Genomic DNA, 13,966 nt, shown 5'->3' with positions numbered 1-13,966 from the left:
GACATCGCTTCCGTCCTCACCGCCCGCATCTGACGCCCAACCCTCGCGGGAGAGCCGCCTCACCCGCGCCGGTAGACTGAAGACGCCCCGCCGGCCCCTTCCCTTGGAGTGCGCGTGACCACCCCCTCTGCACCTTCCCCCCAGCACGTCCCCGACTCGGTCGAGAACGCGATCGCGACGCCCGAGAAGGAGCAGCCGTACGGCGCGCTCGGGCTCAAGGACGACGAGTACGCGCGCATCAAGGAGATCCTCGGCCGCCGCCCCACCTCGGGCGAGCTGGCGATGTACTCGGTGATGTGGTCGGAGCACTGCTCCTACAAGTCGAGCAAGAACTACCTGCGCCGCTTCGGCCAGAAGGTCTCCGACGAGATGAAGGAACGCCTCATGGTCGGCATGGGGCAGAACGCGGGCGTCATCGACGTCGGCGAGGGCTGGGCCGTCACCTTCAAGGCGGAGTCGCACAACCACCCGAGCTTCATCGAGCCGTTCCAGGGTGCGGCCACCGGCGTCGGCGGCATCGTGCGCGACATCATCTCGATGGGTGCCCGCCCGGTCGCGGTCATGGACGCGCTGCGCTTCGGCGCGATCGACCACCCCGACACCGCCCGCGTGGTGCACGGCGTCACGAGCGGCATCAGCTTCTACGGCAACTGCCTCGGCCTGCCGAACATCGGCGGCGAGACCGTCTTCGACTCGGTGTACCAGGCGAACCCGCTCGTGAACGCGCTCGCCGTGGGCGTGCTGCGCCACGAAGACCTCAAGCTCGCCAACGCGACCGGCGTGGGCAACAAGGTCGTGCTGTTCGGCGCCCGCACGGGTGGCGACGGCATCGGCGGGGCGAGCATCCTCGCCTCCGACTCGTTCGACTCCACCGGCCCCACCAAGCGCCCCGCAGTGCAGGTGGGCGACCCGTTCGCCGAGAAGGTGCTCATCGAGTGCTGCCTGGAGCTGTACCGCGGCGAGCTGGTCGAGGCGATCCAGGACCTCGGCGCCGCCGGCATCTCCTGCGCGACCAGCGAGCTCGCGGCCAACGGCAACAGCGGCATGCACGTCTCGCTCGACAACGTGCTGCTGCGCGACCCCACGCTCACGGCCGAGGAGATCCTCATGTCGGAGTCGCAGGAGCGCATGATGGCGATCGTCGCGCCCGAGAAGCTCGACGCGTTCATGAAGGTCGTCGACAAGTGGGAGGTCGAGACCTCCGTGCTGGGCGAGGTCACCGGCGACGGGCGTCTCATCATCGACTGGCAGGGCGAGCGCATCGTCGACGTCGACCCGTCCACGGTCGCCGTCGACGGCCCCGTGTACGACCGCCCGGTCGCGTACCCCACCTGGATCGACGCCCTGCAGGCCGACGCCGCCGAGAACCTGCCGCGCGCCAACGACCCGGAGACGCTGCGCGAGCAGTTCCTGTCGCTCGTCGCGAGCCCGAACCTCGCCGACACCCGCTGGATCACCAACCAGTACGACTACTACGTGCTCGGCAACACCGCCCTGAGCTTCCCCGACGACGCGGGCATGATCCGGGTCGACGAGGAGTCGGGCCTCGGGTTCTCCATCGCGACCGACGCCAACGGCCGCTACTGCCAGCTCGACCCGTACGCGGGGGCGCAGCTCGCGCTCGCGGAGGCCTACCGCAACGTGGCCGTGACGGGCGCCACGCCCACCGCGATCACCGACTGCCTCAACTTCGGCTCCCCCGAGAACCCCGAGGTCATGTGGCAGTTCGGGCAGACGGTCGACGGCCTGGCCGACGGCTGCTACGAGCTGGGCACCCCGGTCACCGGCGGCAACGTCTCGTTCTACAACCAGACCGGCGACGTGCCGATCCACCCGACCCCGCTCGTCGGCGTGCTCGGCATCATCGACGACGTGTCCCGCCGCATCCCGTCGGGGTGGCAGGACGAGGGGCAGAACATCTACCTGCTCGGCACCACGCAGACCGAGCTGTCGGGCTCCGCGTGGGCCGAGGTCGTGCACCAGCACCTCGGCGGTCGCCCGCCGAAGGTCGACCTCGCGGGGGAGAAGCGCCTCGCGGGCCTGCTCGCTGCGGCCCGCGACGAGTGGCTGATCTCGTCCGCGCACGACCTGTCCGAGGGCGGTCTGGCGCAGGCGCTCGCGGAGGGCGTGATGCGCTTCGGCGTCGGCGCCCGCGTGTGGCTCACCGAGATCATGGACCGCGACGGGGTGGACGCCGCGACCGCGCTGTTCTCCGAGTCGACCGGTCGCGTGATCGTGACCGTGCCCCGCGAGGACGACGTGAAGTTCCGCGGGCTGTGCGAGGGCCGCGGCTACCCGGTGATGCGCATCGGCGTGACCGACAGCGAGCCGCAGCTCGAGGTGCAGGACGTGTTCACCGTGTCGGCCGCCGAGCTGCGCGAGCGCTCGCAGGCCACGCTGCCGTCGTACTTCGGCCCGACCGTGACGGAGCCGGTGGACGCATGAGCGACAACCTCAGCGAGGACTACGGCGACCTCGGCGAGAAGCGCAACCGGCGCATCCGCATCGTGGCGTGGACGGTCATCGTGGCGCTGATCCTCGGTGGCGGCGGCGCGACCGTGCTCACGATCCTCCTCGGCTGACCCGGGCGGCTCACTGGCGCTCGCTCAGGAACCACGCCGGCGACAAGGCGACGGGCGTCAGCGGAAGAGGAAGCGCGTCAGGGCGACGACCGAGCCCGGATCGTGGGCTTCGCGGCCGAGCGCCTCGACGATGATCGCCCCGAGGATCGCGCGACCCAGTTGCTCGACCGGGGCGTCGTCGGCGAGCTGCCCATCCCGGATGCCGCCGCGCAGCCGCTCGACGAGGTACTTCTCCACGCCGAGACTCTCGCCCAGGTGCGCGCCGACCGAGGCGTCTTCGGTGGCGGCGGCGACGAGGGAGCGCAGCAGCACCCCGCCCTGCGGCTCCTCCAGGATCGCGAGGACGCTGCGCAGCCACGTCTCGACGTCGGCGGAGAGGTCTCCCGTGTCGGGCACGACGAAGTCGACCGGAACCAGGAGCCCTTCGGCCAGGCACTCGCCGATGAGAGCCCCCCGCGATGGCCACCAGCGGTAGATGGTCTGCTTGCCGACCCCGGCCTCTTTCGCGATGCCCTCGATCGTGAGCCGGTCGTAGCCCTGGTTGTGGAAGAGCCGAGCCGTGGCGGCGAGGATCGCCTCGCGGGCCGCGGTGCTGCGCACAGGGCCGCTGCGATGCACGTTCACCATGCGTTCAGGATAGCCACAGAACCCTAGACGAGACGTGCCGTATGATCTTTTCGTCTGAAGGAGATCACGTGGCCTCACTGCTGTTCCGTCTGGGTTCTTTCGCTGCGCGCAGGGCGTGGACGGTGATCGTCTCGTGGGTCGTGATCCTCGGCATCGGCGTCGGCGCCTTCCTCACCCTCGGCGGCACGCTGAGCAACAGCTTCGACATCCCCGGCACCGCGTCGGGCGCGGTCACCGACCAGCTCGCCAAGAAGCTGCCCGACACCGCGGGCGGCACCGGCACGGTCGTGTACCGCACCGACGACGGCGAGCCCTTCACCGACGAGCAGAAGCAGGCGATCTCCGACCTCGCCGCGAGCGCGGAAGACCTCGACGGCGTCGCCTCGGTGGTCGACCCGTTCGACGCCCAGCAGCAGCAGGCCGACCAGGCGCAGCAGCTCACCGACGGGCAGGCGCAGCTCGACAGCGGACGCGCCCAGCTCGACGCCGGACAGGCGCAGCTCGACGCAGGTCGCACCCAGCTCCAGGGCGGACTCGATCAGCTCACCGCGGCGCGGGCACAGGCCGAAGCCGCCGGAGCGCCCGCGGAGCAGACCGCCGCCCTCGACGCGCAGCTCGCCGCCCTCAACGCGCAGCTCGCACAGCTGGAGGCGCAGCAGGCGACGATCGACGCGAACCGCACCGAGCTCGACGCGAACGCGGAACAGGTCGAACTCGGCTCCCGCCTGCTCGACCTGACGGACGGCATCGGCGTCGTCTCGGAAGACGGCTCCACCGCGATCGTCAACGTGTCGTTCACCGACCCGCGCCTGGAGCTGTCCGAAGAGGTCAAGCAGGCCACCATCGCGCACTTCCAGGACGAGAAGATCGACGGGGTCACGGTCGACTTCGGCACCGACATCGCGCAGGGCGTGCCCGAGATCTTCGGCGTGGGCGAGGCCATCGGGCTCGCGTTCGCCGCGGTCGTGCTCATCGTGATGCTCGGCTCGCTGATCGGCGCCGCGCTGCCCATCGTCACGGCGGTCGTGGGAGTCGGGGTCGGCGTCACCGCCTCGCTCGCCTTCTCCGGCGTGGTCGACATGGCCTCGGTCACCCCCGTGCTCGGTGTGATGCTGGGTCTCGCGGTCGGCATCGACTACTCGCTCTTCATCGTCAACAGGCACCGCAAGCAGCTGCTCGCCGGGTCGCCCGTGCGCGAGTCGATCGGGCTCGCCACGGGCACCTCGGGCACGGCGGTCGTGTTCGCCGGTACGACCGTGATCGTCGCGCTGCTCGCGCTCAACGTCACCGGAGTGCCGTTCCTCGGGCTCATGGGCACGGTCGGCGCGGTGTGCGTCGCGGTCGCGGTCCTCGTGGCCATCACGCTCGCCCCCGCGATCCTCGGCCTCGTCGGCACGCGACTGCTGAGCCGCAAGGCCCGCGCGACGATCGGGCAGGAGCACGCGGCGGGCAAGCCCGTGCGCCGCATGTCGACCCTGCGCGCCGTGGTCACCGCGGTCGTCAGCATCGTCGCGCTGCTCATCATCGCGATCCCGTCGATGTCGATGCGCCTGGGGCTGCCGGACGGGTCGAGCGAACCGTCCGAATCCACCAGCTACCGCGCGTTCCAGGCGGTCGAGGAGCAGTTCGGCGAGGGCGCGAACGGTCCCCTCCTGGTGACCGCGACGCTGGACGACGCCGTGAGCGACGACGACCTGCTCGCCACCCAGGTGACGGTGGCGGAGAAGATCGCGGAGCAGGACGACGTGGCCGCCGTGGCACCCATCGCCACCTCCGACGACAACACGCTCCTCGCCTTCCAGGTGCTGCCGGAGGAGGGGCCGAACAGCGCCTCGACCGAGAAGCTCGTGCAGGACCTGCGTGCGCTGCCCGCGATCGACGGCGACATCACGCTCGGCGTCGCCGGTCAGGCCGCCATCAACATCGACATCTCCGAGGCCCTGGCGGCGGTGCTGCCGCTGTACCTCGTGGTGGTGGTCGGGTTGTCGCTGCTCATCATGATCGTGGTGTTCCGCTCGCTGCTCGTGCCGCTGATCGCGACCGGCGGCTTCGTGCTGTCGCTGTTCGCGACGTACGGCCTGATCGTCGCGGTGTTCCAGTGGGGCTGGGGCGCCGACCTGATCGGCCTGCACAGCACCGGGCCGATCCTGAGCTTCCTGCCGGTGATCCTCGTCGGCATCCTGTTCGGGCTCGCGATGGACTACCAGCTGTTCCTCGCCTCGGGCATGCGCGAGGCGTACGTGCACGGCGCCTCCGCACGAGACGCCGTCGCCCAGGGCTTCCGCGCGGGCCGCTCGGTCGTGATCGCCGCGGCGCTCATCATGGTGTCGGTGTTCGGCGGGTTCATCTTCTCCGAGTCGACCATTATCCGCTCGATCGGGTTCGGGCTCGCGTTCGGCGTGCTGCTCGACGCCTTCGTGGTGCGGATGCTGCTGATGCCCGCGCTCATGCATCTGCTCGGCCGTTCGGCGTGGTGGCTGCCGCGGTGGCTCGACCGTCTCATCCCGAACGTCGACATGGAGGGCGCGGCGCTGGAGCGCGACCACCCCGCCGTGCACACCGACTCCATCCCCGCGGTGCAGCCCCCGCGCACCCGGGCGGAGCGCCGCGCGCACGAGTGAGCCACGCGGCAGGCGCGCGCCGGTGTCGGAAGGCGCGCCTAGAGTGGGCGGATGAGTGAGGATCCGCGCGTGCTGCTGGAACGACTGCGCGCCGAGGCGGAAGGGCGGGTGCGCGCGACCGCGGCCACGCTCGACGAGCTCATGCACGACCGCGAGGGCTCGAACGACGACGACGAGCACGACCCCGAGGGTGTGACGCTGTCGTCGGAGTGGTCACGGCTCACCGGGCTGGCCGAGGCTGCGGCGGTGGAGCTGCAGCAGGTGGACGACGCGCTGGCCCGTCTCGATGCGGGCACCTACGGCGTCTGCGCGAACTGCGGGAAACCCATCCCCGCCGGGCGGCTGGAGGTGCGACCGTTCGCCGAGTACTGCGTCGCGTGCGCGGAGAAGCTCGGCCGCTGACACCACGACACGGCACGGCGTAGCATCGCGGCATGCCCATCCACCTGGAGAACGTCGGGATCGCCGTGCGCGACCTGGAAGCCACGATCGCCTTCTTCACCGACCTCGGGCTGGAGGTGGTCGGGCGCGACGAGGTGAGCGGCGAGTGGGCGTCGACCGCGGTGGGGCTCGACGGCAACCACGCGAGGATCGCCGTGCTGCAGACGCCCGACGGCCAGGGGCAGCTCGAACTGTTCGAGTACCTCCACCCCGCCGCGATCGAGACCGAGCCCACACTGCCGAACGAGATCGGCATGCACCGCGTCGCCTTCTCCGTGGACGACATCGACGCGTCACTGGCCATCGCCGCCCGGCACGGCTGCCACCCGCTGCGCGGCGTCGCCACCTACCGGGACGTGTACAAGCTGACGTATCTGCGCGGCCCGAGCGGCATCATCGTGATGCTCGCGCAAGACCTCACGAAGCGCTGAGATCGGCCGCGTGGTCACCGGTGCGGGGTCGATATCTGGCGCCCGAGGAGTCGCGCGGAGGAACGCCTCCCACCTCCGCGGCGCCGGAGCATCAGAGCGCGCGCGTGATCTGCTCCAGCACCGCGACGGGCTCGCGCAGCTGGGCGACCGGGACCGGGGTCTCGCCGGTGAGCAGCATCCGCACGAACGCGTCGACTCCGGGCCGTACGTAGTCGGGGCCGACCTCGATGTCGCGCTCGACCGTGCCGCCCGTACCGACCGCCGTCACGTGGAACGGCACGGCCGCGTCGCCCTCGGGCCGCACGAAGTCCAGCACCACCGGCACGCCGCCGACGCGGTAGCGCGCGACGACACGGCCGTCGGCCCGCTCGACCTCCACGCCCTCCGCCGCGCCGGGCAGTAGGTGCTGGGCGACGTCGGCGTGGTGGATGCCGTAGAAGAAGAGGCCGCCGTGCGGGCTGTCGGCGTCGGCCGGGCCCGAGACGGTGAGCGACTGGAGCGCGCCGACCCCGGCCACGGCGTCGGCGATCGCCGCGGTGTCGTCGAGCCAGCGGAGCGTCGAGAAGGAGGTGACGGTCGTGCCGCCACGCTCGGCCGCGGCGAGGATCGCGTCGGCGTCGTCGAGCGTCGTGGCCAGCGGCTTGTCGACCCAGACGGGAGTACCGGCCTCGAGGAACGGCACGGCGAGCGCGCGGTGGAGCGCCCCGTCGCGGCTGGTCACGATGAGCGCGTCGACCGCGCCGTTGAGCTCAGACACCTCGGGGGCGATGCGGGTGATGGCTCCGAGCTCGGCGAGCTCCCTGGTGCGCTCCACCTCGCCCGCGACGAGGGCCGAGACCCGCACCGGGAGGTCGGCTGCCTCCTCCCCGTTGAGGTGACGGACGATCTCGGTGGCATGAGTGTTCTCGATGCCGACGATCGCGACGTTCTTCGTCTCCATGCTGTCCTCCTCCACGGCGACCGGCGGAGGACGACGATGCCGCGCCCCCGCCCGGGCGGCTCTGCGCCCACCCTAGCCGCGGTCTGCCTCGCGGCGCGGGTCCACCACCGCGGATGCGGCCGATCAGAGCCGACGGACGGCCGCCGGCGCCCGGCCCCTGCGCAGTAGGCTGAACCCATCATGGACGAGTTCATCCAGGGCTTCTGGACCTTCGCGGGGCACTACTGGTGGCTCGTCTTCCCGCTCATGGGCATGGCCGGAGGCGTGGCGAAGGCGTGGGAGCGCAGCTCGAAGCGCCGTCACGAACGCCGCCTGGAGACGCTGCGCATGAAGGCGCAGCTGAAGACCGCCGAGATCGAGGCCCGCGCCCTGGGCCGCGAGGCGAAGCGCCGCGGCCCGTCGGTGGTCGACACCACGGCCCCCGTGTCGACCGACGACCTGCTGACGCGGCTGTTCGCCGAGCACGACGAGATCACGGCCCGCTGGCTCGACTACGAGCTCGACGTGGCGAAGCTGATCGCCTTCCCCGCGATGAGCGACGGACGGCAACCGCTCACCGCCGCGTTCCTGCGCGCCAAGAAGACCGCCGACGCGCTGCGCCCCGCCTCGGCCGATGCGCCGCTGTCGGAGCACCAGATCGCGGAGTACCTGCAGGCCGTGGGCGACTACGCGGTGGCGTTCGAGATCGCCGAGAAGGATGCCCGCCGGCTGCGCGACTCCACCTTCACGGAGGCGGAGCGCAAGCGCCTCGACCGCGCCCAGCAGCTGCTGAAGGTCGCGGTCGACGAGTCGGCGACACAGGCCGAGCGCAACGTGGCGTACAAGCGCGTGCGCGAAGAGCTCGACGGCCTGATCCTGCTGTCGGACGAGGCCGTGACGGTCCTGGAGAAGCAGGTCGCCCGCGAGCTCCCCGCCGCTCCCGCCGCCCCCACCGCGACGCCCGAGGCCCAGGCCGAGCCGGAGCCCGAGCGCATCCCGGTCGCCGACCCCCTGCACCGCACCCCGCCGCAGCCGCCGCGCGACCTCGCCTGACCTCGCACACCCCCGACGGCCTCTGGCCGCGGCACGGCGCACTCAGCGAAAGGAGCCGTGCCGCGGACACAGGCCGCCGGGGTCGCGTCAGCTCAGGTGCACGCGCTCGGTCCGCTGCCGCTGCTGCCCGAGACCCTCGATCTCGATCGTCATCTCATCGCCGTCCTGCAGATAGGGGAAGCGTCCGGAGAGCGCGACGCCCTGCGGGGTACCGGTGTTGATCACGTCGCCCGGCTCCAGCACCAGGTAGTGACTGAGCTCGTGCACCAGTTGCAGCACCGGGAAGATCATGTCGGCCGTGGAGGAGTCCTGCCGCGGCTCGCCGTTCACGAAGGAGCGGAGGCGCAGCGCCTGCGGGTCGACCTCGTCGGCGGGCACGAGCGCGGGGCCGAGGGGGTTGAACGTCTCGGAGCACTTCCCCTTCGACCACTGCCCGCCCGAGACGTCGAGCTGGTACGCCCGCTCCGACACGTCGTTGGAGATGGTGTACCCGGCGATCACGTCGCGGGCGGCCTCGGGCGACGGGAGGTAGCGGGCGGTCCTGCCGATCACCACCGCGAGCTCCACCTCCCAGTCGACCTTCTCCGCACCGGGCGGCAGCAGCACCACGTCGTTCGGGCCGACCACGGTGTTGGGGTGCTTGAAGAAGAGCACCGGGTGCGCGGGCGGCTCTGCGCCGGACTCGGCCGCGTGCGCGGCGTAGTTCTGGCCGATGCACAGGACCGCGGTCGGGCGGGCGACGGGAGCGCCGAGGCGGAGGCCGTCGACGTCGGCGACGGGCAGCTCGTCGCGGCGCAGGGCCTCGCGGGTGCGGGCGATGCCGTCGGCGGCGAGGAACGCCCCGTCGATCTCGGCCGTGAGGGGCGCGAGGTCGCGGATCACCCCGGCGTCGTCGCGGACGTAGGGGTGTTCGTGGCCGGCGGGGCCGAGGCGCAGGAGTTCCATGTCGGGCTTTCGGGTCAGCGGGCGGCGGCGAACGACGGGTTGACGATCGGCACGGACTCGCCCGCGAACGACCGGATGATGTTCTGGGCCGCGTGCACCGGCAGGTCGGCGAGGGCCTCGGGGGAGTACCAGGCGGCGTGCGGGGTGAGCAGCACCTGGTCGAGGTCGCGGAGCGGGGAGTCGGCGGCGAGCGGTTCCCCCGCGAAGACGTCGAGCGCGGCGCCGCCGAGGTGTCCGTCGCGGAGGGAGGCGGCGAGCGCGTCCTCGTCGATGAGCGGTCCGCGACAGGTGTTCACGATCACGGCGCCCTGCGTCATGGTGGCGAGGGCGGCCGCGTCGATCAGGTGCCGGGTGGCGTCGGTGAGCGGCACGTGGAGGGTGAGGATGTCGGCGCGGGCGATGGCGTCGGGGATCTCGACGGGCTCGCAGCCCGCCTCGCGCACGGCGTCGGCGGGGGCGTACGGGTCGGCGACGAGCACCCGGAAGCCGAGGCCGCGGAGTCCGCGGGCGACCAGCGAGCCGATGCGACCGAACCCGAGCACGGACACGGTGGTGGTGGAGGGGCGCACGGCGAGCGGCCGGGCGTCCACGGCCTTCCAGGTGCCGGCGCGCACGGCGCGGTCGTAGGCGGGGAGTCCGCGCGCCTGGGTCATGATCATCGCCACGGTGTGCGCGGCGACCTCTTCGATGCAGTAGCTGGGGGTGTTGGCGACGGCGATGCCGCGGGCGGTGGCGGCGTCGACGTCGATCATGTCGTACCCGATGCCGACGCGGCTGATGAGGCGCAGGTTGGGCATCCGGTCCATGAGGTCGCCGTCGATGCGTGCCCACTGCACCACGAGTCCCTCGGCGTCGGCGCCGAGCGCGGCGATGTCGTCGGGGCTGCCGGAGGCGGCGCGATCGGCGCGCAGGCCCGCGCCGCGGAGGGTGTCTTCGATGACGGTCCCCGGGAGGTCGCAGTCGGTGACGAGGATGAACGGCGCAGTCATGGGAGAGATGCTATAGCATCTAGCAAAGCGGTGTACAGCGGCTGACAGCGACCCGTTCTTGCTATAGCGTTTAGGCATGACTGTTCGCCGCGCACTCATCACCGGCGCGAGTTCCGGCATCGGAACCGCCGCCGCCCTCGAACTCGCCCGCGAGGGCGCCGCCCTCTGGATCACCTACACCGGGCGCGAGGCCGAGGCCGAGCGCGTCGCCGAGGAGTGCCGGGCGGCCGGTGCCGCCGAGGTGCTGGTGTCACGGCTCGACCTGCGCGACGCCGAATCGATCGACGCGCTCACCGACCGCATCACTTTCACCTGGGGCGAGCTGCACGTGCTCATCAACAACGGCGGAGTCTGCCCCTACACGCCCTACCCCGACATCGACATCGAGGAGTGGGACTTCGTCCTCGAGACCAACGCCCGCGGCACCTTCCTGCTCACCCGGGCGGCACTCCCTCTGCTGCGCGCGGCCGAGGGCGACCGGTCGGTGGTCAACATCGCCTCGATCGCCGGACAGGTCGGCGCCCTGCAGACCGGCATCCACTACGCCGCCAGCAAGGGGGCGCTGCTCGCCATCACCCGCAGCTTCGCGCGACACCTGGCCTCCGAGGGCATCCGCGTCAACGCCGTCACCCCCGGCCCTGTCGCCAGCGCCATCACCGACCAGCTCCAGGGCGAGGGGCGCGCGAAGCTCGAAGCCGGCATCCCCCTCGGCGCGTTCGGCCAGCCCGAGGACGTCGCCTGGATCATCGCGTCGCTCGCCTCGGAGCGCGCCCGCTTCATCACCGGAGCCACCTACGACGTCAACGGAGGAGTTCGCATTGACTGACCGCACCGCCCTCGACCGTTCCGCGCACGACACCGTGCAGGCACAGCTCGACGCGTTCAACGCCCACGACCTCGACGCGTTCGTCGCCACCTACGCCGACGACGCCGTCATCACCGGTGTCGCGCCCGAACCCATCGTCGGCGCCGAAGCCATCCGCGCGTTCTACGAACCCCGGCTGCAGAACCCCGAGCTCTCGTGCGTCATCGAGTCGAGCGTGCTCTTCGGCGCGCGGTGGGTCGTGGCGCAGGAGCAGGTGATCAACGCGGGTGTCGCGACCGAGACCATCGCGACCTTCGACGTGGTGGACGGCCGCATCGCGCGGGCGTCGATGCTCAAGGCCTGAGGCGCGGAGGCGGGGTCACCTGCGGCGGTACACGTCCGCACGGTGGGCGATGCGGCCGGTGGACGGCCGCACGGTGCGCAGGAGATCTCGCGTCATGAAGGAGCGGAGCTCCGGAGACCTCCTTCATCGCGTGAGATCTCCTTCGTTTCGAGGGGGGCGCGCGGGCCACCGGCCTCTGTCAGTCCCAGTGCGGAGCGGGCGGGCGGTACGCATCACGGCGGTGCCGGGCGCGCACGACCACGATCGTCTCTCGCGCGCCGAGGAAGAACAACACTCGGTAGTCCCCACGGCGTGCAGAGCGCAGGCCCTCGAACTCGTCGACGAGCGGCTTGCTCATGCGTTCCGGATTCTCGGGCAGGGTGAAGACAGCGAACTCGACGATGGCCTGTGCGATCTTCTGCGGCAACCGATCGAGGTCGCGCCAGGCGGAGTCAGCGAAAGCGGTGGTCCAGGTCACCGGGGCCGAACCCCGTAGCGCTCCATCGTCTCCTCCGCGCTGCGCAGCTCGCCGGCCTCAGCCTGTCGCCGCGCATCGTCGACATCCTGTCGCGTGCCCGGCTCCGACAGCCAATGCAGCGTCTCGTACAGAGACTCCAGGGCGTCCTTACTCATCAACACTGCCGCGCCCCGGCCGTGGCGAGTGATCTCGATCGTCTCGTGCTCGCGCTCGACCTGGTCCACCAGGCGCGAGAGGTGGTCCTTGGCCTCGCTCAGCGGTACAGTCTGCATGCCCTCAGTGTAGCCCGACTTCTAGCCAGAACGGGGGGTGAAGTCTGGCCTTAACCATGGCAGCCCTCGGCCGAGGCCGTCACTCATGCTCGGGGAGGATCGGCGTGGACCAGCCGGGGTCGCGTCCGAGCTTTGCGGCGCGGGAGACGGAGGTCGCACCGTAGCGGTCGCGCAGGGTGTCGAGCACCGAGTCGAGTCGCGCCTCGTCACCCCAGTCGATCGGGAGCTCCGGCTGCACGCGGTCGGCGCGGTCGAGCTGCGACAGGGAGAGGCCGAGCAGCGTGATGCCGCGGTCGGCGACCTCGGACTGCGCGGCGGCGAGCAGGGTGCGCGCCACTGTGAGGAGGATCGCGGTGCGGTCGGTCGGCGCGCCGAGCGTGCGGGAGCGGGTGGCCTTCGTGAAGTCGCCGAAGCGCAGTCGCAGCACCACCGTGCGGCACACGCGGTCGCCGTCGCGCAGCCGCCGGGCGAGCCGGTCGACGATCTGCGTGAGGATGAGGTCGAGCTCCTCCGCCGACCGCGGCCGCGAGCCGAGCGCGCGCTGCGAGCCGATCGAGCCGCGCCGCCGTGTGGTGTCGACCGGGCGCGGATCCCGCAGTCGCGCGAGCGCGTGCACGTGCGCGCCCGTGGCCTTGCCGAGCATACGCTCCGCCGTCGCCGCCTCCAGCTCCGCGAGCTGGCCGACCGTGCGCACGCCGTAGCGGTGCAGCTTCTCGGCCGTCACCGCGCCCACACCCCACAGCCGCTCGACCGGCAGCGGCAGGAGGAACTGCTCCTCGCGCTCGGGCTCCACGACCAGCAGACCGTCGGGTTTGCTCACGGCGCTGGCGACCTTCGCGAGGAACTTGGTGCGCGCGACCCCGACCGAGATCGCGAGCCCGACCTCGCGTCGCACACGCTCCCGCAGGCGCACGGCGATCTCCTCCGGCGTTCCCGCGATGCGCCGCAGCCCGCCGACCTCCAGGAACGCCTCGTCGATCGACAGCCCCTCGACCAGCGGCGTCGTGTCGCGGAAGATCGCGAAGACGTCTGTGCTCGCGGCGGAGTACGCCTCCATGCGCGGCGGCACCACGACGGCGTCGGGGCACAGCTCCCGCGCCTGGCGACCGCCCATCGCGGTGCGGACGCCCCGGGCCTTCGCCTCGTAGCTCGCCGCCAGCACGACCCCGCCGCCCACGATCACCGGTCGACCGCGCAGCTCGGGGGCATCCCGCTGCTCGACCGACGCGTAGAAGGCGTCCAGGTCGGCGTGCAGCACGGTGGCTTCCCCACGCATCCGTTCTCCCGTCGACGAGCGGATCGTCGCACGGACCCCGGACATCGGTGCGAGCGCGTCGTCACGCGGGGATCGCTCGGAAACCCCACCGGTGACGAGACGAACGGCCCTCAGACACCACGCCGGCGACGAGACGAACGGCGCTCAGGCACCTCACCGGCGACGAGACGAACGGCCCTCAGGA

The 13,966-nt window shown here is 71.5% G+C and carries 15 protein-coding genes; 8 read left to right on the top strand and 7 right to left on the bottom strand.

Features of this window, described 5'->3' with window-relative positions:
• Nucleotides 1-114: 114 nt before the first annotated feature.
• On the top strand, nt 115-2,445 hold the full coding sequence (gene purL / locus ACFWCH_RS06665; RefSeq protein WP_136031417.1) for a phosphoribosylformylglycinamidine synthase subunit PurL: 2,331 nt from the start codon (nt 115-117) through the stop codon (nt 2,443-2,445).
• On the top strand, nt 2,442-2,582 hold the full coding sequence (locus tag ACFWCH_RS06660) for a hypothetical protein (protein ID WP_168387183.1): 141 nt from the start codon (nt 2,442-2,444) through the stop codon (nt 2,580-2,582). Before purL ends, ACFWCH_RS06660 begins: the two co-directional genes overlap by 4 nt.
• Before the next feature lie 57 nt (nt 2,583-2,639).
• Here ACFWCH_RS06660 and ACFWCH_RS06655 read toward each other — a convergent pair whose 3' ends face one another.
• A complete protein-coding gene (locus ACFWCH_RS06655) occupies nt 2,640-3,209 on the bottom strand; it encodes a TetR/AcrR family transcriptional regulator (protein WP_136031414.1) in 570 nt (189 codons plus the stop codon).
• A gap of 68 nt (nt 3,210-3,277) precedes the next feature.
• On the opposite strand from ACFWCH_RS06655, the gene ACFWCH_RS06650 reads away from it, so the two are divergent.
• Genes ACFWCH_RS06650 through ACFWCH_RS06640 form a run of 3 tightly spaced genes read left to right on the top strand, consistent with a single transcriptional unit; the run spans nt 3,278 to nt 6,702 of the window.
• On the top strand, nt 3,278-5,830 hold the full coding sequence (locus ACFWCH_RS06650; protein WP_378803180.1) for an MMPL family transporter: 2,553 nt from the start codon (nt 3,278-3,280) through the stop codon (nt 5,828-5,830).
• Nucleotides 5,831-5,881: 51 nt separating this feature from the next.
• Nucleotides 5,882-6,232 carry a TraR/DksA family transcriptional regulator gene (locus ACFWCH_RS06645; protein WP_136031410.1) on the top strand — a complete coding sequence of 117 codons (351 nt, stop codon included), beginning with the start codon at nt 5,882-5,884 and terminating at the stop codon, nt 6,230-6,232.
• A gap of 32 nt (nt 6,233-6,264) precedes the next feature.
• Nucleotides 6,265-6,702 (top strand): VOC family protein, encoded by a 438-nt coding sequence (locus ACFWCH_RS06640; protein ID WP_136031408.1) that lies wholly within the window; start codon nt 6,265-6,267, stop codon nt 6,700-6,702.
• A 91-nt stretch (nt 6,703-6,793) separates the two neighbouring features.
• On the opposite strand, the gene ACFWCH_RS06635 is transcribed toward ACFWCH_RS06640, so the two are convergent.
• On the bottom strand, nt 6,794-7,642 hold the full coding sequence (locus ACFWCH_RS06635; protein ID WP_378803178.1) for a Gfo/Idh/MocA family oxidoreductase: 849 nt from the start codon (nt 7,640-7,642) through the stop codon (nt 6,794-6,796).
• Between the two features lie 180 nt (nt 7,643-7,822).
• Here ACFWCH_RS06635 and ACFWCH_RS06630 point away from each other — a divergent pair, with 180 nt between their 5' ends.
• Nucleotides 7,823-8,674 carry a hypothetical protein gene (locus tag ACFWCH_RS06630; RefSeq protein WP_378803177.1) on the top strand — a complete coding sequence of 284 codons (852 nt, stop codon included), beginning with the start codon at nt 7,823-7,825 and terminating at the stop codon, nt 8,672-8,674.
• 87 nt (nt 8,675-8,761) lie between these two features.
• Here ACFWCH_RS06630 and ACFWCH_RS06625 read toward each other — a convergent pair whose 3' ends face one another.
• Both ACFWCH_RS06625 and ACFWCH_RS06620 read right to left on the bottom strand, forming a co-directional pair.
• Nucleotides 8,762-9,619 carry a fumarylacetoacetate hydrolase family protein gene (locus ACFWCH_RS06625; protein ID WP_136045984.1) on the bottom strand — a complete coding sequence of 286 codons (858 nt, stop codon included), beginning with the start codon at nt 9,617-9,619 and terminating at the stop codon, nt 8,762-8,764.
• Between the two features lie 14 nt (nt 9,620-9,633).
• Entirely contained in the window at nt 9,634-10,608 is a 975-nt protein-coding gene (locus ACFWCH_RS06620; RefSeq protein WP_378803176.1) for a C-terminal binding protein, read from the bottom strand.
• A 76-nt stretch (nt 10,609-10,684) separates the two neighbouring features.
• Here ACFWCH_RS06620 and ACFWCH_RS06615 point away from each other — a divergent pair, with 76 nt between their 5' ends.
• Together ACFWCH_RS06615 and ACFWCH_RS06610 are read left to right on the top strand one after the other, a co-directional pair.
• Nucleotides 10,685-11,434, top strand: coding sequence for an SDR family NAD(P)-dependent oxidoreductase (locus ACFWCH_RS06615; protein WP_378803175.1), 750 nt, complete (start codon nt 10,685-10,687; stop codon nt 11,432-11,434).
• On the top strand, nt 11,427-11,777 hold the full coding sequence (locus tag ACFWCH_RS06610) for a nuclear transport factor 2 family protein (RefSeq protein WP_136030040.1): 351 nt from the start codon (nt 11,427-11,429) through the stop codon (nt 11,775-11,777). Before ACFWCH_RS06615 ends, ACFWCH_RS06610 begins: the two co-directional genes overlap by 8 nt.
• Before the next feature lie 178 nt (nt 11,778-11,955).
• Here the strand turns inward: ACFWCH_RS06610 and ACFWCH_RS06605 are convergent, their stop codons facing one another.
• From ACFWCH_RS06605 to dinB, 3 genes are all read right to left on the bottom strand, one after another.
• The gene (locus ACFWCH_RS06605) at nt 11,956-12,234 is read right to left on the bottom strand and encodes a type II toxin-antitoxin system RelE/ParE family toxin (RefSeq protein WP_206252039.1); all 279 of its coding nucleotides are present in this window, start codon (nt 12,232-12,234) and stop codon (nt 11,956-11,958) included.
• Nucleotides 12,231-12,506 (bottom strand): type II toxin-antitoxin system Phd/YefM family antitoxin, encoded by a 276-nt coding sequence (locus ACFWCH_RS06600; protein WP_247638123.1) that lies wholly within the window; start codon nt 12,504-12,506, stop codon nt 12,231-12,233. Before ACFWCH_RS06600 ends, ACFWCH_RS06605 begins: the two co-directional genes overlap by 4 nt.
• A gap of 79 nt (nt 12,507-12,585) precedes the next feature.
• Complete coding sequence (gene dinB / locus ACFWCH_RS06595; RefSeq protein ID WP_378803174.1) at nt 12,586-13,782, bottom strand: DNA polymerase IV; 1,197 nt, start codon at nt 13,780-13,782, stop codon at nt 12,586-12,588.
• Nucleotides 13,783-13,966: the final 184 nt, after the last annotated feature.

It is taken from the genome of Microbacterium sp. NPDC060132 (assembly GCF_042729675.1).
GTDB lineage: Bacteria > Actinomycetota > Actinomycetes > Actinomycetales > Microbacteriaceae > Microbacterium > Microbacterium sufflavum.
Note: the sequence above shows the minus strand (reverse complement) of the source record. Positions and strands in the feature narration are given on the sequence as shown.